This is a genomic window from Pseudomonas sp. AK106, from assembly GCF_053903055.1.
In genome coordinates, this window is sequence record NZ_CP096426.1 from 4,542,544 (window position 1) to 4,565,967 (window position 23,424).

At 63.0% G+C, this 23,424-nt stretch carries 16 protein-coding genes; 5 read left to right on the top strand and 11 right to left on the bottom strand.

Translation table 11 applies throughout. The annotated features are described in order from the left end of the window. Positions 1-282: 282 nt before the first annotated feature. From M1E04_RS20100 to mreB, 6 genes are all read right to left on the bottom strand, one after another. A complete protein-coding gene (locus M1E04_RS20100) occupies positions 283-4,098 on the bottom strand; it encodes a YhdP family protein (RefSeq protein WP_456291920.1) in 3,816 nt (1,271 codons plus the stop codon). Between the two features lie 190 nt (positions 4,099-4,288). Then, positions 4,289-5,746 carry a ribonuclease G gene (gene rng / locus M1E04_RS20105; protein WP_037012596.1) on the bottom strand — a complete coding sequence of 486 codons (1,458 nt, stop codon included), beginning with the start codon at positions 5,744-5,746 and terminating at the stop codon, positions 4,289-4,291. Next, on the bottom strand, positions 5,743-6,354 hold the full coding sequence (locus M1E04_RS20110; protein WP_456291921.1) for a Maf family protein: 612 nt from the start codon (positions 6,352-6,354) through the stop codon (positions 5,743-5,745). The genes rng and M1E04_RS20110 overlap by 4 nt, the downstream gene beginning before the upstream one ends. Before the next feature lie 436 nt (positions 6,355-6,790). After that, positions 6,791-7,282 (bottom strand): rod shape-determining protein MreD, encoded by a 492-nt coding sequence (mreD, locus tag M1E04_RS20115; RefSeq protein WP_065990112.1) that lies wholly within the window; start codon positions 7,280-7,282, stop codon positions 6,791-6,793. Further along, positions 7,282-8,424 (bottom strand): rod shape-determining protein MreC, encoded by a 1,143-nt coding sequence (gene mreC / locus M1E04_RS20120; protein ID WP_197985961.1) that lies wholly within the window; start codon positions 8,422-8,424, stop codon positions 7,282-7,284. Before mreC ends, mreD begins: the two co-directional genes overlap by 1 nt. Before the next feature lie 234 nt (positions 8,425-8,658). Continuing rightward, a complete protein-coding gene (gene mreB / locus M1E04_RS20125; protein ID WP_020292894.1) occupies positions 8,659-9,696 on the bottom strand; it encodes a rod shape-determining protein MreB in 1,038 nt (345 codons plus the stop codon). Positions 9,697-9,903: 207 nt separating this feature from the next. Here mreB and gatC point away from each other — a divergent pair, with 207 nt between their 5' ends. From gatC to M1E04_RS20150, 5 genes are all read left to right on the top strand, one after another. Then, the gene (gene gatC / locus M1E04_RS20130) at positions 9,904-10,191 is read left to right on the top strand and encodes an Asp-tRNA(Asn)/Glu-tRNA(Gln) amidotransferase subunit GatC (RefSeq protein ID WP_065990114.1); all 288 of its coding nucleotides are present in this window, start codon (positions 9,904-9,906) and stop codon (positions 10,189-10,191) included. 15 nt (positions 10,192-10,206) lie between these two features. Beyond that, positions 10,207-11,658, top strand: coding sequence for an Asp-tRNA(Asn)/Glu-tRNA(Gln) amidotransferase subunit GatA (gatA, locus tag M1E04_RS20135; protein ID WP_296306815.1), 1,452 nt, complete (start codon positions 10,207-10,209; stop codon positions 11,656-11,658). 11 nt (positions 11,659-11,669) lie between these two features. Beyond that, on the top strand, positions 11,670-13,115 hold the full coding sequence (gene gatB / locus M1E04_RS20140; RefSeq protein ID WP_065990118.1) for an Asp-tRNA(Asn)/Glu-tRNA(Gln) amidotransferase subunit GatB: 1,446 nt from the start codon (positions 11,670-11,672) through the stop codon (positions 13,113-13,115). Between the two features lie 73 nt (positions 13,116-13,188). Beyond that, a complete protein-coding gene (locus tag M1E04_RS20145) occupies positions 13,189-13,563 on the top strand; it encodes a septal ring lytic transglycosylase RlpA family protein (RefSeq protein WP_065990120.1) in 375 nt (124 codons plus the stop codon). A gap of 45 nt (positions 13,564-13,608) precedes the next feature. After that, a complete protein-coding gene (locus tag M1E04_RS20150) occupies positions 13,609-14,661 on the top strand; it encodes a calcium/sodium antiporter (protein WP_065990122.1) in 1,053 nt (350 codons plus the stop codon). Positions 14,662-14,682: 21 nt separating this feature from the next. Here M1E04_RS20150 and M1E04_RS20155 read toward each other — a convergent pair whose 3' ends face one another. From M1E04_RS20155 to ptsP, 5 genes are all read right to left on the bottom strand, one after another. After that, positions 14,683-15,624 (bottom strand): AEC family transporter, encoded by a 942-nt coding sequence (locus M1E04_RS20155; protein WP_133776254.1) that lies wholly within the window; start codon positions 15,622-15,624, stop codon positions 14,683-14,685. Between the two features lie 125 nt (positions 15,625-15,749). Further along, complete coding sequence (locus tag M1E04_RS20160; protein ID WP_456291922.1) at positions 15,750-17,312, bottom strand: alkaline phosphatase D family protein; 1,563 nt, start codon at positions 17,310-17,312, stop codon at positions 15,750-15,752. A 517-nt stretch (positions 17,313-17,829) separates the two neighbouring features. Then, entirely contained in the window at positions 17,830-19,560 is a 1,731-nt protein-coding gene (locus M1E04_RS20165; RefSeq protein ID WP_065990127.1) for a PTS fructose-like transporter subunit IIB, read from the bottom strand. Positions 19,561-19,576: 16 nt separating this feature from the next. Next, a complete protein-coding gene (pfkB, locus tag M1E04_RS20170) occupies positions 19,577-20,515 on the bottom strand; it encodes a 1-phosphofructokinase (protein WP_065990129.1) in 939 nt (312 codons plus the stop codon). Continuing rightward, the gene (gene ptsP / locus M1E04_RS20175) at positions 20,515-23,376 is read right to left on the bottom strand and encodes a phosphoenolpyruvate--protein phosphotransferase (protein WP_456291923.1); all 2,862 of its coding nucleotides are present in this window, start codon (positions 23,374-23,376) and stop codon (positions 20,515-20,517) included. Before ptsP ends, pfkB begins: the two co-directional genes overlap by 1 nt. Positions 23,377-23,424 lie beyond the last annotated feature (48 nt).

The following is a 23,424-nucleotide window of genomic DNA, read 5'->3' on the forward strand; positions in this document are numbered from 1 at the left end:
GTCCCCTCTCCCCTGTTCCCGGCTGAAGCCAGTCCTACAAAAGCACGCGGTCCTCACTGACACCGCATTTACCCAGTGGGACCGGCTTTAGCCGGGAAGGCGTCGGGTGTTACACCGCAGAGTTTGGCCAACGGAGACAGATTAATTTACGGTGAAGCGCTGTAAATAAATCAGTCCCCTCTCCCCTCGGTCTGACACCGCATTTACCCAGTGGGACCGGCTTTAGCCGGGAAGGCGTCGGGCGTCACGCTGCACAGCGTCTGCATCGTGCCGAGGCAGTGATCACTGCGGTTTCTCAAACGGCTTGTCGAAGGTGATCTTCGGTTCTTTCCAGGGACCTTCGACCTTGTACTGCACGCTGGCGAAGCGCGATACGCGATCGCCCAGCAGCTTGTCGACGAGGAATAACGCGCCGCCAATCGCCGGTGCGCCCACGATCAACGCGGCAATCGGCAAGTTATTGGTCACCGGCAGGGTCACCAGCAGCTTGGCGTTGACGCGGTCGCGGACCATGTCCAGCGTGCCGTCGAGTTCCAGATTGGTGGACGGGCCGGTCATGGTGATCGGGTCGCGGGTGACGTATACGCCATCGCTCGCCACCAGGAGCCCTTTGACCTTGTCGTAACTCAGGCCCTTGCCCAGCAGGTCGGAGAAGTCCAGACGCAGACGCCGGCCAATGGAATTGAAGTTGAGCAGGCCGAACACCCGCAACGCCTGCGCACCGCCCTCGACCTCAACGAACTGGCCGTTCTTGAGCGTCGCATCCAGGCTGCCGGAATAGCGCTTCAAACCCACCCAGGCGGGCGAGCCCGGCCAGCGACCGTCAGCGTTCAGCTCGAACTCCTGACTGGTGACCGTAGGCGCGAAACCCCAGGCCTTGAGCACATCTGCGAGATTCTTGCCGCTCACCTGGCCCTTGAACCAACTGCTGGTCGTCCCCGGTGTACCTTCCCAACCGCCATTACCCAGCAGCGCAATGCCTTTGAGGCCCAGATTCATGTCGGACATCTGGATACCGTTCGGCGTCGGGCGGATCTTGAGCGACCACGCCCCCATCAATTGATCGCCCTGAAACAGCTGAGTGATCTTGATGTTCAGCGCGGGAATATTGCGCGGGTCCACGTCCGCCAACGGGTCAGGCGCGTTTTCAACGACTGCCGCGTTGGGGTCCGGTGCAGGCAAGCGTACATACAGCAGACTGATGTCGATCGGCGCGGCTTTGCTGTCCGGCAACGTCGCAGTGCCTTTTACCTTCGAGCTGTCCAGCGACAGCGCCCATGCGGCACTGTTGCGCTGGAGCTGAACGCCCACTTGCTCCAGCGTCGTGCCCATCGCGGTCAGCTTGCCGATCTGCAAATCGACGCTGTTGAGTAATTGCTTGGCGCTACCCCCCGGGTCATTGCCGGCATACCGCTCAGCCATGGCTTGCCAGGGCGCGATGTCCAGTTCCGACAACGAACCGCGAACGCGCAATCCCTTGGCGTCCGGCACGATCGCCCCGCCTTCGCCGAGGAAGAGTTCGCCACGGCCGTCGCCGAATTTGCCCGGCGGCGACGCAAACGCGAGATTGGCGATATTGCCGTAGCCGACGTCGATGCGCCGCTCCGGGCCTTGCAGGTTCATGCGCAAATCGGTGTCGCGCGCATCATCTGCGGTTTTGCCGAAGGGCGGCGGCAAATCGACCGCCAACCCTTTCAGATTCGAGTTGATCTGCAGCTGACTGGCGTTGCCGCTCAATGTCAGTTGCAACTGATAGGGCAGATCGCCTGAGATCGGCAACGGCTGCGTCACGCCCAGCCAATCGGTCAGGCGCTTGCTGGCGATCTGGCTGCTGGCGGTAATACGGGTCACCGGTGCTCCCGGTTTGCCTTCGGCGAAAATCTCGGCGTTCACCGGCTTGTCGAAGGCGACGGCCTTGATGTTCTTGCCGCTCAGGCCCTTGGTGTAGTCGAAACGGAAATCGCCGCGCAGTTGCGTCAGCTCCAGCACCGGATCGGCGAGCTTGAGACGCGAATTGTCGGTACTGAAATCGACGACGACTTTGGGCTCCTGGCCCTTCACCAGCGGTATATCCAGGTTGATATGCCCCTGCAGCGGCCCTTCTGCCTGCCAGCCCGCAAAGGTCTGCCCGGTGCCGATTGGCGCTTCCTGGAGAATCTTCATGCCGTCCTGGAGGCTGCCTTTCAGATCCCCGTCCACCAGCAGATGGCTGGACTGGCCCGCCGGAACATGCGGAATGTCCACCGCGACATTGCTGACCTGGGTGTTCAGCAACTGCCCCTTGTTGGCCCGAATGCGCACGCCACTGTTTTCGACGAAGACGTCACCGTCAACATTGTTCAGCTGCGGCCATCCCGGCTGGAACGCCAGGCTCGCGTTGCGCACCTTGAAAAACAGGCTGATAACCCGCGCCACGTCAGGCGCATCTTTGCTGATCGAGCCCTGATACTGGAAGAAACCCTGATCGACGTTGCCACCCAGAATTGCGGTGCGCAGCCACTGATCAAGGGACGGGCTGAGCACCGCAGGCAGGTATTTGGAGGTGTAGCGCCCGTCGCCGTCGACCAGCCCGACGCGCAGGTCCATGTAGTCTTCCTGGCTGTGATCGAAGTGCAGGCGAATCAGGAAGTCGCTGGCAATATTGCCCTCCTCCCCCTGAACCTTGATGTACGGCGCAATCAGCGTGAAGCCCTGATCGTCCAGCGACCAGGTCAGCTTTGCATTGGCGTGACGGTACTTCCATTCGTTACGGAAGATCGGGTCCAGGTGCAGCATGAAATCATCGGTGTCGAGGCGCAGTTCGCCCTGACCCAGATCGCCACTGATCGCGCCGCTGACGTTCCCCGCCGCCGGCGCGCCGTGGTAGGCGTCGAAACCGACCTTGTCCAGATTGGCAGCGAAGCTCACTCGTTTTGGCGGCTCGGCCTGCGGTCGGTAATCAACCAGCACGTTGCGCAGCCCGCCGGTGACTTTCAGGCGGTCGACCGCCACCATCACCTTGTCAGGCAACGGCGCCAGTGAGTCGAGCAGCGGCGTGATCGGCGTCAGATCAAGCCGGTCGGCCTGCACGTGCCACAGCTCTTCGGCATCGGCCGTCGCAGCGGTCTGCTGCAGATCAACGCGGCTTTCCCAGCGCTTGCTGTTCAGGTCCATCGCCAACGAATCGAGCGTGGCGCTGAAGCCTTTTTCGTCGCGCGCAAACCAAGCGTTAAGGGCCAGATTGTCAATGCGTGCAGGCTTGCGGTCGGCGTACGCGCCTTTGAACTGCGGCGCATTCAAACGGGCGACGGCGCCTTGCAGATTGCCCTTGCCCCAGTTCAGCCACAACTCGCCGCCGGCCTTGAGCTTCTGAATTTTCCAGTCGCGGGTCAGGCTCTTCGGCAACCACTGCGACCACTCGCTTTGCGGCAAGCTCAGGTAGGCCTTTGCCTCGCCGTCGCGCCATTCATGGGCGCGCACCGTGGAGCGCACGTTCAACGACAATGGCTGGCCGTCGGGCAGGTTCAGGCGCGCGTCGAGGCGCTGATGCAGACTGCCGGTCTTCAGCGTCAGGCTCACATAGGTCAGCGTCAGGGGCGAATGATCATAGGGCTGCAAGGTGATCTGGCTGTCGAATAGCGACAGGTGCGAGACCATCTGCATCTGATTGAGGATTTGCTCGGGATCGGTCACCTGATCGGGCTGTACGGGCAGGCCCTGCAGTGCCCAGTGGCCGTTCTGGTCTTCTTTCAGACCAATCTGCAGGCCGTCCAGCTCAAGGCGTTCGAGACGCACTTCGCGGGTACGCAGGCTGGCGAGCAGGTCGGGCATGGCGCGCACGTGATCGAGCCGAACGGCGTTGCCGCCCTCGCCGATCATCACATCACGCGCAACAAAGATGGGGGCGAAGCCGCTCCAGCTGCCTTCCAGCCGACCGATGCTCACCGGCATGCCCAGCGCCGTCTGCGCCCTGGCTTCCACGTCGGCGCGGTATTCGGCCACCATCGGCACCAACTGACGGCCGACGCTCACGTACAGCGCGACCAGCACCACGAAAAGGGCGCACAGACTCAGCCCCCAACGGGTCAGCACAGCCAGAAACCGCGTCAGACGTTCCATGTCGCTGCGCCTCCGCAAAAACCGCCTGCACATGGCATCAGGCCCAATGGTGCAGGTGCGGGTACGTCCAGGTTGTGCTCAATCGCCACGCGTTGTTCTCTTTGGACGGCATCCGTTCCGTCTGCCTCAAGGGCACTGTTTTCTGTTTTCAACTGCGCCGCCACTGGGCAGCACGGCGCATCACGCACTCTCAGAGCAGCACGACGTCATATTGTTCCTGGGAGTACATGGTCTCGACCTGAAAGCGAATGGTCCTGCCAATGAACACTTCCAGCTCGGCCACGTTGCCGGATTCTTCGTCGAGCAGCCGGTCGACCACTTTCTGATTGGCCAGCACGCGGTAGCCCACCGCCTGATAAGCCCGGGCTTCGCGCAAAATCTCGCGGAATATCTCGTAGCAGATGGTTTCCGGGGTCTTCAGCTTGCCACGGCCCTGGCAACTGCTGCACGGCTCGCACAGCACTTGCTCCAGACTTTCCCGGGTGCGCTTGCGCGTCATCTGCACCAGGCCCAGCTCGGTGATGCCGATGATGTTGGTTTTGGCGTGATCGCGCTCGAGCTGTTTTTCCAGGGTCCGCAGCACCTGGCGCTGATGCTCGGCGTCTTCCATGTCGATGAAATCAATGATGATGATGCCGCCGATGTTGCGCAGCCGCAGCTGTCGGGCAATGGCGGTCGCCGCTTCAAGATTGGTCTTGAAGATGGTCTCTTCGAGGTTGCGATGACCGACAAACGCACCGGTGTTCACGTCGATGGTGGTCATGGCTTCGGCAGGGTCGATGACCAGATAACCGCCGGACTTGAGCGGCACCTTGCGGTCCAGCGCCCGCTGAATTTCATCCTCGACGCCGTACAGGTCGAAGATCGGCCGCTCGCCGGGGTAATGCTCAAGGCGGTCGGCGATTTCCGGCATCAGCTCGGCGACGAATTGGGTGGTCTTCTGGAAGGTCTCGCGGGAGTCGATGCGAATCTTCTCGGTGCGCGGGCTGACCAGGTCGCGCAACGTGCGCAGCGCCAGGCCCAGGTCTTCGTAGATCACGCTGGCCGGGCTGATGGTTTTGATCTGCTCGCCAATCTGGTCCCACAGCCTGCGCAGGTAGCGGATGTCCATCATGATCTCGTCGGCGCCCGCACCTTCGGCCGCCGTGCGCAGGATGAAACCGCCCTTCTCCTTGATTCCTTCCTTGGCGACGCAATCGCTGACCACTTGTTTCAGGCGCTCGCGCTCGGCTTCGTCCTCGATTTTCAGGGAAATGCCGACGTGGGCGGTGCGCGGCATGTACACGAGGTAGCGCGACGGGATCGACAGTTGAGTCGTCAACCGCGCGCCTTTGCTGCCGATCGGGTCCTTGGTGACCTGAACCACCAGGCTCTGCCCGTCGTGGACCAGCGAACTGATGGTCTCCACGGCCGGGCCTTCGCGCATGGAGATTTCAGATGCGTGAATGAACGCCGCGCGGTCCAGCCCGATGTCGATGAACGCCGCCTGCATGCCAGGCAGCACGCGCACGACTTTGCCCTTGTAGATATTGCCCACGATCCCGCGACGCTGGGTGCGTTCGACGTGCACCTCTTGCAACACCCCGTTCTCAACGACGGCCACGCGCGATTCCATCGGCGTGATGTTGATCAGAATCTCTTCACTCATGACTTGTCACCTTCCGGGCGTTGCCAACAGGGTATGCCGAAACGCTGGAGGATTTCTGCGGTTTCGCACAAGGGCAAGCCGACCACGGCGGAATAACTGCCACTGAGGTTTTCCACGAACACCGCGGCCAGACCCTGGATACCGTAGCCACCGGCTTTGTCGCAGGGCTCGCCGCTGGCCCAATAGCGGCGGGCCTCGTCTTCCGGGATTGCGCGGAAGCGGACACGGCTGGTAACGGTTCGGGTTTCGCAGCGTTCTTCGTGCACCACAGCGATGGCGGTCAGGACTTCGTGTTCCCGGTTCGACAATGCGGCCAGCATCGCCAGCGCCTCGGCTTCGTCCGCCGGTTTGCCCAGGATGCGGCCGTCGAGCACCACGGCGGTGTCGGCGCCCAGTACGCAGGCGGTCGGGTAGGCGGGATCGTTGGCGAGCTGCAGCAGCCCGGCGTCCGCCTTGCCACGGGCCAGCCGCAGGACGTACGCGGCAGGGGTTTCGTTGGCCAGAGGGGTTTCGTCGATGTCGGCGCTGAGGGTCGTGAACGGCACGCCGATCTGGGTGAGCAGCTCACGACGGCGCGGGGAGCCGGAGGCAAGAAGAAGGTGGGGCATGGGACGTCTCCGTGTCGTTGATCACAAGCGTAGCCTTGGTGCACACCGCTGAAGGGAGGGTGCTCGCGCCGGCCTCTTCCCTTGTAGGACCGGCTTCAGCCGGGAAAGCGCCGGGTGTAACGCCGCAACATTCATCTGCCGGGGACAGATTAATTTACGTTGAAGCGCTGTAAATAAATCAGTCCTCTTTCCGTTTTCATCCTGTAGGACCGGCTTCAGCCGGGAAAGCGTCGGGTGTCACGCCGCAGGATTGGGGTGCTCACACTGGCCTCTTCCCGGCCGAAGCCGGTCCTACTGATACACCGCGTTCAAACTGTAGGACCGGCTTTAGCCGGGAAAGCGTCGGGTGTCACGCCGCAGAATTGGGGTGCTCACACTGGCCTCTTCCCGGCTGAAGCCGGTCCTACAAAAACTGGCAGATGCCGTTCCCAATTACTTAGTTGATCTTCAAACGCAGGCGTAACCCCCGCAGTCCGTAGCTGACCCATGGCCAGAGCAATGCGCTGACCAACGCCGGCAACACCAGCGCCAGGGTCGGCTGACGGTTGCCGGTCAGGGCGCTGAGCCACAGCTGCACCAGCTGCGCGAGGCCGAAAATCACCAGGATCACCAGGCACTGCTGCCACATCGGGAACATGCGCAAGCGCTGCTGCAGTGACAGCACGAGAAAGGTAATCAACGTGAGGATCAACGCGTTCTGCCCCAATAACGTGCCGTACAGCACATCTTCCGCCAGCCCCAGCATCCACGCCGTGACCATGCCGATCTTGTGCGGCAACGCCAATGCCCAGAAGGCCAGCAGCAAGGCCAGCCACAGCGGGCGAAATATTTCCATGAACTGCGGCAGCGGCGAAACGCTGAGCAGCAGGCCGATGGCGAAGGTCAGCCAGACCACCCAGCCGTTTCGTGCGGGAGCGTGACGCGCCATTATTCTTCCCTCTCGCGTGGAGCGGCCGGGGTCGCAGCAGGCGTCGCCGGTCGGGTGGCGGCAGGTTTCGCCGCAGGTTTGGCGGGCGGCTTGCTGGTCGCGGGCTTGGCAGGCGTGGTCGCCGCCGGTGCAGTGGTCGCCGGAGCAGACGCGCTGTTGGCGTTGGCCGGCGTCGACGAAGCACTGTGTCCGGCAGGCTTGGGCACGGTGGCCGGAACGACCGCCTTGTTCGGCGTGGCAGCAGGGGCGGCACCCGGCACAGTGGCCGAGGGCACCGCCGCCGGGTCGGCCGTCTGACGATCAAGGGATTCCTGCTGCTGCGCGGCGTCAGCAGCGCGCTCTTCAGGGGAACGGCCGTCCGAGAACACCAGCAACAGATAACGGCTGCGATTCAGTGCGGCGGTGGGCACCGCCCGGACGATGGCGAAAGGCTGGCCGGAGTCGTGGATCACCTCTTTGACCGTCGCCACCGGATAACCCGCCGGGAAGCGCTGACCGAGGCCGGAACTCACCAGCAGGTCGCCCTCCTTGATGTCGGCGGTGTCCGCCACGTGGCGCAGCTCAAGACGTTCAGGATTGCCGGTGCCGCTGGCAATCGCGCGCAGGCCGTTACGGTTCACCTGCACCGGGATGCTGTGGGTGGTGTCGGTCAGCAGCAGTACACGGGACGTGTAGGGCATCAACTCGACCACCTGCCCCATCAGGCCGCGCGCATCGAGCACTGGCTGGCCGAGGACTACGCCGTCGCGCTCACCCTTGTTGATGATGATCCGGTGGGTGAACGGGTTGGGGTCCATGCCGATCAGCTCGGCGACTTCGACTTTCTCGTTGACCAGCGCCGACGAGTTCAGCAACTCGCGCAGGCGCACGTTCTGCTCGGTCAGCGCCGCCAGCTTTTGCAGGCGGCCTTGGAGCAGCAGGTTCTCGGTCTTGAGTTTTTCGTTTTCGGCGGCGAGCTCGGTGCGGCTGCCAAACTGGCTGGCAACGCCCTGGTACAGACGCTCGGGCAGATCGGCAATCCAGTAAGACTGCATCAGCACCAGTGACATCTGACTGCGGACAGGTTTGAGCAGGGTGAAACGCGCGTCCACGACCATGATGGCCACAGACAGCACGACCAGCACCAGTAGACGGACGCCCAGAGACGGACCCTTGGAAAAAAGCGGTTTAATGGGCCGCTCCTTCCAGAGATGCGCGCAGAGGTGCGTGAGTGTGGCTGTGCTTATTCATGCGACATGAAACCGGCCTGATGCGGGTTGATGGAAATGCAGGGCGTCAGACTTGCAACATCGCTGCGCGACGTCAACAGGTCGGACACGAACAGGCAGCACGGTGAGGTGCTGCCCGTTAAGCGCAACATGCTGCGTACCGGCGACTTATTCGCTGGAGAGCAGGTCCATGGTGTGCTTGTCCATCATTTCCAGCGCACGACCACCGCCACGCGCAACGCAGGTCAGCGGGTCTTCGGCCACGATCACCGGCAGACCGGTTTCCTGGGCCAGCAGCTTGTCGAGGTCACGCAGCAACGCGCCACCACCGGTCAGCACCAGACCGCGCTCGGCGATGTCCGAAGCCAGCTCTGGCGGAGACTGTTCCAGAGCGCTCTTCACGGCCTGAACGATGGTTGCCAGGGATTCCTGCAACGCTTCCAGCACTTCGTTGGAGTTCAGGGTGAAGGCACGTGGTACGCCTTCAGCCAGGTTGCGACCGCGTACGTCAACTTCACGCACTTCGCCGCCCGGGTAGGCCGTGCCGATTTCCTGCTTGATGCGCTCGGCGGTGGATTCGCCGATCAGGCTGCCGTAGTTGCGACGCACGTAAGTGATGATCGCTTCGTCGAAACGGTCGCCACCCACACGGACAGACTCGGCATACACCACGCCGTTCAGGGAGATCAGCGCGATTTCGGTGGTACCACCACCGATGTCGACAACCATCGAGCCGCGGGCCTCTTCGACTGGCAGGCCGGCACCGATGGCCGCCGCCATCGGCTCTTCGATCAGGAATACTTCACGTGCACCGGCGCCCAGAGCGGATTCGCGGATGGCGCGACGCTCGACCTGGGTGGATTTGCAAGGAACGCAGATCAGCACACGAGGGCTTGGCTGCAGGAAGCTGTTCTCGTGAACCTTGTTGATGAAGTACTGAAGCATTTTTTCGCAGACGCTGAAGTCGGCGATGACGCCGTCTTTCATCGGGCGAATGGCGGCAATGTTGCCCGGGGTACGGCCCAGCATCCGCTTGGCTTCCATCCCGACAGCAACAACGCTCTTCTGATTTCCGTGGGTCCGAATGGCCACAACTGATGGTTCATTCAGCACAATGCCGCGCTCACGCACGTAAATAAGGGTGTTGGCAGTGCCCAGGTCGATGGAAAGATCGCTGGAAAACATGCCACGCAGTTTCTTGAACATGGGGAAAGGACCCTAGGCAACGCGTGGGTAAAAAAGTGCGGCAAACTCTAACAACGACAGGGATTTTGGGCAAGGAGCCAATATGTTAAATTGGCTGTTTTTCCGAGCACTACCCTGGAAGATCGCGGCCTTATGACCGTTTAAAGGGCGTAGTGTTCCGCAATCTGACGTACGGCTCACCCCGTGCGCATTCCACTGGAGAACCCCATGGCGCTTGATCGCTCCGACGTGGAAAAAATCGCTCATCTGGCCCGACTGGGCCTCAATGACGCCGATATCCCGCGTACTACTGAAGCACTTAACAGCATTCTCGGGCTGATTGATCAGATGCAGGCGGTCGATACCACCGGCATCGAGCCCCTCGCGCACCCCCTTGAAGCCTCGCAACGTCTGCGTGTAGACGCCGTTACCGAGATCAATCATCGCGATACCTATCAAGCCATCGCACCAGCGGTCCAAGACGGCCTTTATCTGGTTCCGAAAGTCCTCGACTAAGGGAATGTGCCTGCAATGCATCAAATGACTCTGGCAGAGATCGCTCGCGGACTCGCCGATAAAAAGTTTTCTTCCGAAGAATTGACCCGCACTCTGCTGGCGCGCATCGCCCAGCTGGATCCGCAGCTCAATAGCTTCATTACCGTCACCGAAGACCTGGCGATCACCCAGGCCCAGGCTGCCGATGCCCGTCGCGCGGCAGGTGAAACCGGCGCGCTGCTGGGGGCTCCCCTGGCGCACAAGGACCTCTTCTGCACCAAGGGCATTCGCACCAGCTGCGCGTCGAAGATGCTCGACAACTTCAAGGCGCCCTACGACGCCACCGTGGTTGCCAGGCTCGCCGCCGCCGGCACCGTGACCTTGGGCAAGACCAACATGGACGAATTCGCCATGGGGTCGGCCAACGAATCCAGCCACTACGGCGCGGTGAAAAACCCGTGGAATCTGGATCACGTCCCGGGCGGCTCCTCTGGCGGTTCGGCAGCAGCAGTTGCCGCACGTCTGCTGCCGGGCGCCACCGGCACCGACACCGGCGGCTCCATTCGCCAGCCTGCTGCACTGACCAACCTGACCGGCCTGAAGCCGACTTACGGTCGCGTGTCGCGCTGGGGCATGATCGCCTACGCTTCCAGTCTCGATCAGGCCGGCCCGATGGCGCGCACCGCTGAAGACTGCGCGCTGCTGCTGCAAGGCATGGCCGGCTTCGACGTCAACGACTCCACCAGCATCGACGAGCCCGTCCCGGATTACAGCGCCGGCCTGAACGCCTCGCTGCAGGGCCTGCGCATTGGCGTGCCGAAGGAATACTTCAGCGCAGGTCTCGACCCGCGCATCGCCGATCTGGTCATGGCCAGCGTCGAAGCGCTGAAAAAGCTCGGCGCCGTAGTCAAGGAAATCAGCCTGCCGAACCTGCAACACGCGATTCCGGCTTACTACGTAATCGCGCCGGCCGAGGCCTCTTCCAACCTGTCGCGTTTCGACGGCGTGCGCTTTGGCTATCGCTGCGAAGACCCGAAAGACCTCACCGATCTGTACAAGCGCTCCCGTGGCGAAGGCTTCGGCCCTGAAGTGCAGCGCCGGATCATGGTCGGTGCCTACGCGCTGTCGGCCGGTTACTACGACGCTTACTACCTGCAGGCGCAGAAGATTCGCCGCCTGATCAAGAATGACTTCATGAACGCGTTTGCCGAAGTCGACGTGATCCTCGGCCCGACCACGCCGAACCCGGCATGGAAAATCGGCGCCAAGAATGCCGACCCGATCGCTGAGTACCTAGAAGACTTCTACACCATCACCGCCAACCTCGCGGGCCTGCCCGGCCTGTCGATGCCTGCCGGTTTCGCCGACGGCCTGCCGGTGGGCGTGCAATTGCTGGCGCCGTATTTCCAGGAAGGCCGCTTGCTGAACGTTGCCCATCAATATCAGCAAGTAACCGATTGGCACACCCGCTCGCCGGCTGGCTTCTAAGGAGAAAACACATGCAATGGGAAGTCGTCATCGGGCTGGAGATTCACACCCAGCTCACCACCCAATCGAAGATTTTCTCCGGTAGCGCCACCACGTTCGGCTCCGAGCCGAACACTCAGGCCAGCCTCGTCGATCTGGGCATGCCCGGCACGTTGCCGGTGCTGAACAAGGAAGCCGTGCAGATGGCGGTCAAGTTCGGCCTGGCCATCGACGCCGAGATCGGTCAGCACAACGTGTTCGCCCGCAAGAACTACTTCTACCCGGACCTGCCGAAGGGCTATCAGATCAGCCAGATGGAATTGCCGATCGTTGGCAAAGGCCATCTGGATATCACCCTGGAAGACGGCACCATCAAGCGCATCGGCGTGACCCGCGCCCACCTTGAAGAAGACGCCGGCAAGAGCCTGCACGAAGACTACAGCGGCATGACCGGCATCGACCTGAACCGCGCCGGTACGCCGTTGCTGGAGATCGTTTCCGAGCCGGACATGCGTTCGGCCAAAGAAGCGGTTGCCTACGTCAAGGCGATGCACGCGCTGGTTCGCTACCTTGGCATCTGCGACGGCAACATGGCCGAAGGCTCGCTACGCTGCGACTGCAACGTGTCGATTCGCCCGAAAGGCCAGGTTGAGTACGGGACGCGCTGCGAGATCAAGAACGTCAACTCGTTCCGCTTCATCGAGAAGGCGATCAACAGCGAGATCCAGCGCCAGATCGACCTGATCGAAGACGGCGGCAAGGTCATTCAGCAGACCCGCCTGTACGACCCGAACACCAACGAAACCCGCGCCATGCGCAGCAAAGAGGAAGCCAACGACTACCGTTACTTCCCCGATCCCGACCTGTTGCCGGTGATCATCGAAGACGCGTTCCTGGAGCAGACCCGCGCGACCCTGCCGGAACTGCCGCCGCAGAAACGCGAGCGTTTCCAGTCGCAGTTCGGCTTGTCGCTGTACGACGCCAGCGTGTTGGCTTCGAGCCGCGAACAGGCAGACTTCTTCGAGAAGGTGGTGAGCATTTCCGGTGACGCGAAGCTTGCGGCCAACTGGGTGATGGTCGAGTTGGGTTCGTTGCTGAACAAGCAAGGCGTCGAGATCGACGAGTCGCCGGTCAGCGCTGAACAGTTGGGCGGCATGCTGCTGCGCATCAAGGACAACACCATTTCCGGCAAGATCGCCAAAATGGTGTTTGAAGGCATGGCTAATGGCGAAGGCAGCGCCGACGAGATCATCGATCAGCGCGGTCTGAAGCAAGTCACCGACAGCGGCGCCATCGAGTCGATGCTGGACGACGTCCTGGCTGCCAACGCCGAACAGGTCGAGCAATACCGCGCGGCCGATGAGGCCAAACGCGGCAAGATGTTCGGCTTCTTCGTCGGGCAAGCGATGAAGGCATCCAAAGGCAAGGCCAACCCGGGCCAGGTCAACGAACTGCTGAAGCGCAAGCTGGAAGGCTGAGTGCGTTCACGCTAGCGGTTGTTCCCGCGCCTGGCGCGGGAACGATCAACACTTTCTGTAGAGACCCTGCCCCATGCGGCGAATCCTCGGCGCTTGCGCCCTGCTCTCTCTGCTGGCCGGCTGCGCCAGTGACGGCATCATCGACCCGCACGGCTACAACGCCACCGGCGGCGCCTCGTATTACGGCTCGCAACATCAAGGTCAGCGCACCGCCAGCGGTGAACGCTTCGACGCCAATTCACTGACCGCCGCGCACCGGCAATTGCCGTTCGGCACGCGCGTGCAAGTCACCAATCTGGACAACGACCGCAGGGTCATCGTCCGCATCAACGACCGCGGCCCGCACACCCGGGGGCGGCTGATCGATGTGTCACGTGCAGCCGCCGCGCAATTGGGTATGCTGCGCAGCGGAACCGCCCAAGTGCGGGTACAAGCCCTCGACGACTGACTGGTGCCCTGAATTCTTGCCCTAACGAATCTGCCCCTGCCCACGCTGATCGAGCTGGCCTGCGGCCTGCTGTTGATGATCATCGGCGCACAACTGTCGGTGCGCGCCGCTGTGGCTCTGGCCGCCCTGCTCAAAACCCGCCCGCTGTTCCTCGGCCTGACCGTCGTGGCGCTGGGCAGCAGTGCCCCGCAACTCGCGGTCGGGCTGCAAGCGGCGTTCACTGACAGCACCGACATTGCGGTCGGCAGCGTCATTGGCAGCAATATTTTCAACGTGCTGGTCACGCTCGGGCTGTCCGCACTGATCATCCCGCTGCGCGTGGCCCGGCAACTGGTGCGCGTCGATTTGCCATTGATGATTGCGGCCACCGCCCTGGTCGCAGCGCTGGCGTGGAATGGCGAGCTGAGCGCGCTGGATGGCGTCGTGCTGTTGATGGGCATGGCGGCGTATCTGTTCGTCGTGGTCCGTCAGTTCGCCCACGGCGCGCGGCATGTGGCGAGAACGGACCTTGAACCGCGCCGACGCATTTGGCCGATGCTGGGCCGGCTGGCGCTGATGGCCTGCGGCCTGGCGCTGCTGACGTTCGGCAGTCACCTTCTCGTCGGCGCGGCGGTTTCGGTAGCCCTGGATCTGGGCCTGTCGGAGCGGGTCATCGGCCTGACCGTGATTGCGGTTGCGACCTCGCTGCCGGCGTTGATGACCTCGCTGGTCGCGGCATTGCGCGGCGAGCGGGATATCGCGGTGGGCAACATCATCGGCAGCAACCTGTTCAACCTGCTGGGCGTGCTCGGCATCACGGCGTTGATCTCCACCGGGCCGTTGTCGATCTCGCCCAATGCGCTGGATTTTGATTTGCCGGTGATGCTGGGCGTCGCGGCGCTGTGCGTCCCGCTGTTCTATTCGGGGTATCGGATCACCCGGCTGGAGGGGCTGTTGTTGCTCGGGCTTTACGCGGTGTACGGGCTGCACATCGTGTCGTTTACCACGGGCATGCCCCTGGCCGAGCGGCTGGAGCGTTTGATGATTCACTACGCGCTGCCGGTGATTGCGCTGTGTATCGTCGTGGGAACGGTGCGGGCGTGGCGGCGTCAGCATTGATGGGCAACAGGCCTACTAAGACTAAATCCACCCGCCCCACTGCAGAATGAATATCCCGACGTTGGTCGTGACCGCTGCTGCCAGGGTGGTCATGACGATGATCGACGCGGCCAGCTCGTGGTTGCCGTTGGCCGCGCGGACCATGACGAAACTGGCGGATGCCGTCGGGGCGCCGAAGTACAGAAACAGAATCCCCAGTTCCGCATGTCGAAAGCCCAGCAGCCACGCGCCCAGCGTGCAGATCAGCGGCAGCCAGACCATCTTCATCAGGCTCGCGCTGATCGCCAAGGTGCCGCTCTCTCGCAACGACTTCAATGACAGCGTGCCACCGATGCACATCAGCGCCAGCGGCAGGGTCATCTGCGCCAGGTAGCTGCCGGAGGTGTCGAGCCATTTGGGGAGCGGGATCTGGAAGTAGGCGAACGGCGCCGCGACGACAATGCTGATGATCAGCGGATTGGCCATGACGCTTTTGGTGATGCTCCACGGGTCGGACTTGATCACCGGGCTGTAGACCGCCAGCACGACGGTGGACAAGGTGTTGTAGAAAAGAATGACCAGCGCCGCGAGGATCGCACCGAGGGAAATGCCGTAGTCGCCGTACATGCTCGCGGCCAGCGCGAGGCCGATCACGCCGTTGTTGCCGCGAAACGCCCCTTGGGTGTAAGTCCCACGCTCGGCGAACGGCACGCGATAAATGGCCCACCCCCACGACAACGCGAAACCCGCCAGCGTGGCGACGATGAAGTAGATCAGCACGCCCGGCTGAAACGCCGCGTGGAGGTCAGCGTGAATGATCCCCAGAAACAGCAGCGCCGGCATGGTGCAGTTGAACACCAGCGACGAGGCAGTGTGAATAAAGCTGTCGTTGATCCAGCCCACGCGCTTGAGCAACACGCCGAGAAACAGCATCGCGAAGACCGGCGCGGTGATGTTCAGGGTTTCCAGAAAGATTGCCAGCATGCACGCCAACCCTGAGCCGTCGTTAGGTGCCTAATGATAGGCCAGCGGCGCGGGAAGTGTTACCGGCAATTACCTGGTTATCGTACGACTGATCAATAAGCCGGACCGCGTTGCCTGTCGGGGCGTCAGGCCTGGCTGGCAGGTTGCAGCCTCTTCTCAAACACCGAAACCCCGTCCAGATCCCGCAGTGTCACGGTCATTTCCCCGCTTTGGCCGTCAATGTTCACCTCACCAAAAAACTGGAAGCCGGCGAAGGGTGAAGTGTTCTGCGCTGGCGGAGCCTTCTGGAATACCAACTCGGGCCCGAAGGTCTTGTCCAGGGTATTAGGCCCGTAACTGCCCGCATTCAAAGGCCCGGCCACAAACTCCCAGAACGGGTCGAAATCCTGAAACACCGCCTGATCGGGGTGGTAGTGGTGCGCCGCGCAGTAATGCACATCAGCCGTCAACCAGACGGTGTCGCGGACCTTCTGCTGGCGCAGGAAGCCCAGCAGTTCGGCGACTTCTTGTTCGCGGCCTTTCGGCGCGCCGTCGTCGCCGTTGGCGATGGCCTCCCAACGCATCACGCCGGGGCTGATCTCGCCGTCGGGCACGCCCAGGCCGATGGGCATATCAGCGGCAATGACTTTCCACTGAGCCCCAGAGGCTTGAAGTTCGCGCTTGAGCCAATCCAGTTGCTCGCGGCCCAGAAAGGCAGTGGTCGGCCCGGGCTTGTCGGCCAGATTGGCGTCGTTGCCGTCGCGATAGCTGCGCATGTCGAGCACGAACACGTCCAGCATCGGGCCGTAAGCGATCTTGCGATAGACCCGCCCGCCGTTGTCGGCGCTCTGCAGGCGCATCGGCGCATATTCGAGGAACGCCTGTCGCCCGCGCGCCGCCAACAGCTGGATGTCCTTGACCTTGTAGCGGTCGTCGAGCTGCTTGCTCGGTGACCAGTTGTTGGTCACTTCGTGGTCGTCCCACTGCCAGATCTGCGGGACCTCGGCGTTGAAGCGCCGCAGGTTTTCGTCCATCAGGTTGTAGCGGTAAGCGCCGCGGTATTCGTCGAGGGTTTCGGCGACCTTGCTCTTCTCTTCCGTGGTGATGTTGCGCCAGACACGCCCACCCTCGGTGACCACCTCGGCAGGCACCGGGCCGTCGGCGTAAATGGTGTCGCCGCTGTGGATGAAGAAATCCGGCAGGCGCAGACGCATGGCTTCGTAGATGCGCATGCCACCGATCTCGGGGTTGATGCCGAAGCCCTGGCCGACGGTGTCGCCGCTCCAGACGAAGCGGATGTTGCGGCGATTGACCGGCACGCTGCGCAGATGGCCGAACCAGGGTTCGCTGGCGACGCCGGTTTGCGCGTCCTCGAAGAACACGCGGTAGAAGATGGCTTGATCCGCCGGCAGGCCGGTCAGTTCGACGCGCGCGGTGAAGTCAGTGCGTGGGTCGGCGAGCAGCGAGACCGTGCGGCGGGGGTTGCTGAACATGCTGCGGGTGTCCCATTCGACCACCATCCGCGCAGGCCGGTCGCTGCGACTCCACACCATCGCGCGGTCGCCGAGCACGTCGCCGGACTGGACGCCGTCGGTCATTTTCGGGCGATCCTTGACCGACGCAATGACCGCAGGCGCGAGCCCCGGCAACAACAATCCGGCGCCAGCGGCCTGGATGATACGGCGGCGAGTCAGGTCGAACCGGGACATGTTTATCCTCCTCAAGGGAATGCCAAAAGGAGGAAGCTAGCAGCGGATTGTTTGCAGGAGATGACAGGGAAGTGAACAGGCCGAGTGTTGTCTGTGTCTGGCACAAGATCCAGTGCCGAGTGTTGTCTGTTCTGGCACAAGATCCAGTGCCAAGCCCGGTCCCTGTGGGAGTGAGCTTGCTCGCGAAGAGGCCCGAACATCCGACACACATTCAGCGCCTGGGATATCGCTTTCGCGAGCAAGCTCACTCCTACAATTGATCGTGTTCCGCCGCGGAAATCCGGGGCGCACTCAGCCTTCTGTAGGAGCGAGCTTGCTCGCGAAGAGGCCCGAACATCCGACACATCTCCGGAAGCCGGACCGCACACTTGTAGGACTGGCTTTAGCCGGGAAGGCGTCGGTAGTCACACCAAAGTTCTGATGGCGGGCACACCGGCCTCTTCCCGGCTGAAGCCGGTCCCACTAAAAGCATCGCGCGCATCCCGTGGAACCGGTTATAGCCGGGAAGCGCCAGCGGTTAGGCGTTGGCGGGCACCGCGTCCAGTTCTGCCGGTTCAGGTCGTTTCAGCAGCGCATACAGCACGCCGGTCACGACGCTGCCCGCCACGATCGCCAGCAGGTACAGCAGCGCATGGTTGATTGCGTTCGGAATGAGCAGCACGAACAATCCGCCGTGGGGCGCCATCAGTTTGCAGCCGAAGAACATCGACAGCGCACCGGTTAGCGCGCCGCCCGCGATGCTCGCCGGAATCACCCGAAGCGGGTCTTTCGCGGCAAACGGAATCGCGCCTTCGGAGATGAAGCACAGCCCCAGCACGAAGGCCGCTTTCCCCGCTTCACGCTCGCTCTGGGCAAACTTGCGCCGGGCGATCAATGCCGCGATGCCCATACCAATTGGCGGCACCATGCCGGCCGCCATCGTGGCCGCCATCGGCGCGCCGCTGCTCGAGGCCAGCAAGCCCACCGAAAACGCGTACGACGCCTTATTGATCGGCCCACCCAGATCCACGCACATCATCGCGCCCAGCAGCACGCCGAGCAGCACCGCGTTGGCCGTGCCCATGGTGTCGAGGAAGTGGGTCAACCCTTCGAGCATGCCGGCGACCGGCTTGCCCACCACGTAAATCATTACCAGCCCGGTGAACAGGCTCGCCAGCAGCGGAATGATCAGAATCGGCTTCAAGGCTTCGACACTGGCCGGCAGCTTCGCGTAGCGATTCACCGCCCAGGCGCTATAGCCCGCGAGGAAGCCCGCGATGATCCCGCCAATGAAGCCGGCGCCCAGGGTGCTCGCCAGCAGCCCGCCGATCATCCCTGGCGCAAGGCCCGGACGGTCGGCAATGGAATACGCGATGTACCCGGCCAGCAACGGCACCATCAACTGGAACGCCGCGCCCGCGCCGATCTGTTTCAGCGCAGCCGCCAATGTCCCCGGTTCCTCGGCCGCGTGAATGCCGAACACGAACGAAAGAGCAATCAGCAAACCGCCCGCCACCACCATCGGCAGCATGAAAGACACGCCGGTGAGCAGGTGTTTGTAGACACCGGTCTTCTCTTTTTTGGAGGACGCCTTGGACGTTGAAGCCGTGGACTCAACCTCCGCCTCCGCCAGCGCTTTTTTCAGCGTCGCGTCGGCCTGCTTGAGCGCAATACCGGTGCCGCAGCGATAGATGCGCTTGCCGGCGAAACGCTCGGTAGCGACTTCGATATCACACGCCAGCAGCACCACGTCGGCGTCGGCAATGGCCTGGGCGCTGAGCGGATTGCGTGCACCGACCGAGCCCTGCGTCTCCACCTGCAGGTCATAGCCAAGCTTTTTCGCCGCCTGCTGAATCGCCTCGGCGGCCATGAATGTGTGGGCAACGCCGGTCGGGCACGCCGTCACCGCCACCAGACGCGGCTGCGCGCTGGACGTAGCAGACGGGGCGGAAGTCGCGGTGTGCTCGGTCGCCAGCGCCGACGCTGAACGCAGAAAGCCGTCGGCATCCTGCAACGCCTGTGCGGGCGTGGCCTGATACAGGCGCTTGCCGGAAAAACGCGTCAGGTCAAGCGCGCCGGTGTTGACCACCAACACCCAGTCCGCCGCTTCGATGTCGCCCGGCGACAGTTGCTTTTCCGGATGACGCGGATCGTGGATCTCGACGCTGGTGCTCCAACCCTGGCGTTGGGCCGCCGCATCCAGCAGACGGGCACTGAGGACGCTGCTGATTTTGCCGTTCGGACAGGCCGTAACGATGGCTAACTTCATCACACTTCCTCTCTTGTTATGCCGTCAGGACGCGGACGTTGACGCCGCTTTCCAGACGTTTCAATTGCGCCGGATCATTGATGCCGAAGCCGATCTGAGTGACGGCCATGGCCGCAATGGCCGTGGCAGTCCGCAAGGTTTGCTCGGGTTTGTGCCCAGACAGCAAGCCGTGAACCATCCCGGCCAGCAGCGAATCACCCGCGCCGACGGTGCTGGCGACGGTGACTTTGGGCGGCAATGCCTGCAAGGCCACGTTGGAACTGAACCAATGAACGCCTTCCGAGCCCTGGGAAATCACCACGTGCTCGATGCCGCGCTGGCGCAGGTCGGCTGCGGCCTCTGCTTGCGCGGCGATGGAAATGATCGGCGCATCAAGGGCGTCAGCCAGTTCTTCGGTGTTGGGTTTAATCATCCACGGCGACGCTTCCAGTCCAGCGCGCAACGCTTCGCCGCTGGTGTCCAGCGCCACTTTCAGGCCCATCTCGTTGAGGCGCAGCAACAACGTTTTCAACCACTGGGGGCTGACGCCACGGGGCAGACTGCCGGCCACGACCACCGCATCAAAACCCGACGCGATCTGCTCGACCCGAGCGGCCAGCGCCTGTTGCGCCTGCGCGCTGACTTCCGGGCCCGGGCCGTTGAGGTCGGTAATGCGCCCGCTGCTTTCCGCCAGCTTGATGTTGCTGCGCGTCTCGCCCGGCACCCGCACGAATTCGTCGACGAAGCCGCGCTTGGCGAACAGGGTTTCGAACGGTTGCTGGTTGTCCACGCCGAGGAAACCGGCAACGGTCAGCTCGTGGCCCAGATCAGCCAGCACCTGGGCGACGTTGATCCCCTTGCCCGCCGCGTGGCTGAGCATGGCGTCGCTGCGGTTGACCTGGCCGATCTGCAAGGGGCCCAACTGCACGGTCAGGTCCAGCGCCGGGTTCATGGTCAATGTCAGTATTTTCGCCATTACAGCCCCTCCACGAGGGCACGCACGTCCGCCGCGCTGCCAACGGCCAGGGCCGCCTGCGCAAGTTTTCGGGCTTCGATCAGATTCAATTCACGGACGCAGGCTTTGACTTCGCCGATGCTCCGCGCCGAGACGCTCAATTCATCCACACCCAGACCGACCAGCACCGGCACGGCCAGCGGGTCGGCGGCCAATTCGCCGCAGACACCCACCCATTTGCCATTGGCATGGGCCGCGCGCACGGTGATGTCGATCAGTTGCAACACCGCCGGGTGCAGGCCATCGGCCTGGGCAGACAGGGTCGGGTGACCGCGGTCGATGGCCATTGTGTACTGGGTCAGGTCGTTGGTGCCGACGCTGAAGAAGTCCACTTCCTTCGCCAGCACCGGCGCCAGCAACGCCGCCGATGGCACTTCAATCATGATGCCCAGTTGCAGGTCGGCCACCGGGATCTCCAGACGCAGACGCTCGGTCATGTCGCGGGCCTGACGCCACTCTTCGACGGTGCCCACCATCGGAAACATGATGCGCAGCGGGCGATTGTCTGCCGCACGCAGCAATGCGCGCAGCTGAATTTCCATGATGTCCGGGCGCTGCAAGGTCAGGCGAATGCCGCGCACGCCGAGAAACGGGTTTTCTTCTTTATCGATGGGCCAGTACGGCAGCGGTTTGTCGCCGCCGACGTCCAGGGTGCGAACCACCAGCGGGCGACCGTCGAGGTCTTTGAGCACGCGACGGTATTCCGCTTCCTGGGTCGCTTCGTCCGGCGCGGAGCTGTGGGCCATGAACAGCAACTCGGTGCGCAGCAGGCCAATCCCTTCGGCGCCCTGCTCCACCGCTGCCGGCGTACCGGCGCTGTCACCGATGTTGGCGAAGACCTCAACGGCGTGGCCGTCCTGGGTGATCGCAGGCTCCATGCGCAGGGCAGCGGCAGCCTTGAGGCGTTGCTCGCGGGTGTCACGGTCCTGCAAGGCGCGCTTCAGGGTCGCGTCGTCCGGCGCGACGTCGAGACGCCCGCGCTGGCCGTCGATCAACAGTTGCGTGCCGGACTTGATCAGCAATACCGCATCGCCCGCACCGACCAGCGCGGGGATGCCCAACGCCCGGGCAACGATGGCGCTGTGGGCCGTAGCGCCGCCGCGCGCGGTGAGAATGCCGGCGACACGGGCAGGGTCAAGACGTGCGACGTCGGACGGGCCGACTTCATCCATCACCAAAATGTACGGTTCTTCCGGCTCAACCAGGTCCTCGACGCCACAGATCTGCGCCAATACGCGGCGACCGACATCCCGCAGGTCAGCGGCACGTTCCGCCAGCAGCGCATCTTTGAGCTGTTCCTGCTGACGGGCGGCGGCCTCGATCACGTTCATCCATGCCGCAGCGGCGCTTTCGCCTTGTTTCAAGCGCTGCGCCACTTCGTTGACCAGTTCGGGGTCGGCGAGCATTTCCTGGTGAGTGACGAAAATCTCGCGAATGGCCTTCGCCGTGCTGCGTTGAATCAATTGCTCGATGTCGAGGCGCACCTGCGCCAGCGCGCTGTGCAGACGTTCGTGCTCAACGCTTTGCGATTCGCCCTGGGCCGGGTAATCGAACACTGGCAGAACATGCACGTGGGCCGGGCCGACGGCGATGCCGGGCGCCGCAGGAACGGCCTGGATGTGAGTGCCCGCAGCCGGCGCGCTGAGGGTTTTCTCAACAATCGTCGGGGCGGGTGCGGGCTCACTGTGGGCCGGCAACGGTTCGATTTCTTCGCCCAGACCTTCGAGCACTGCGGCGATCAACGCAGGCAAGGCATCGGCGGCAATGGTCGGCTCGGCAATGAACTCAAGGGACTGACCGCGCTGCACGCCGAGGCTCAGCAGCTTGCTCAAGCTCTTGGCCGACACCGGATTCTCGGTGCCATCGACGATGCGCACGCGGATGTCGCCCTCAAAACCCTTGGCCAACTGCGCAAGGATTTTCGCCGGACGCGCGTGCAGACCGTGGGCATTGGCCAGGGTCACGCGCTCGCTCGGCCAGTCCGGCGGCACTTCGCCGCCCAATGCCTGAAGCACGGCGCGGCTGCTGGTCGCCTCGCCCAGTACGTGGCCGCGACCTTCGATCAGCAACGCGCATAGACGTTCGAGCAACGCCTGGTGGGACTCACCCAGGCTCGCGAGGCAGAACAGGCCGGTCAGCGACTGGCCCAGATGACGCATGGGTTTGTCCGGGGTGACGAACGCCAGGCCGGGCTTGTTGACCATCTGTTCGCTGTGCAGCCACCAGAGGCCTTCGCCCAACGGCAGTGGCTCGACCTGCTGCAGCACCGCCGCGAAGCCGTTGTTCACACACTCGGCCTTGCGCAGCAGACGCGCGCCGCGCCAGACCAGTTCTTCGAAATCATCGACCATGACGCCCAGGCTGATCATCTGCGCATCGAGGGCCAGTTCTTGTGGCGCACCCTGCAGCAGTTTGAGCAGCGACTCGGGGTCCTTCGCCTGACGCAACGCTTCGCCCAGGTCGTTTTCACCGAGTGCGCGGGTCAGCAACTGGAGCAAGCGCAGATGCTCGTCGGACTTGGCGGCGATGCCGATGGCCAGGTAGACCATTTGCCCGTCGCCCCAGTCCACCCCTTCGGGGAATTGCATAAGGCGCACGCCGGTGGCGAACACCTGGTCGCGGGTCTCTGGCGTGCCGTGGGGAATGGCAATGCCCTGCCCCAAAAAGGTCGAGCCTTGTTGCTCGCGCGCCTGCAAGCCTGCAAGGTAGCCGGCAGCTACCAGGCCGTCAGCGACGAGCAAGTCAGCCAGCAGTTGCAACGCGGCGGGCTTGTCCACCGCCGACTGGTCCATGGAAATTTGCTCTATGGTCAGCTCGAGCATTGCGTTCTCCTGTGCTGCGCGGGGTCGCGCCAGATTCTTGTTGTAGGA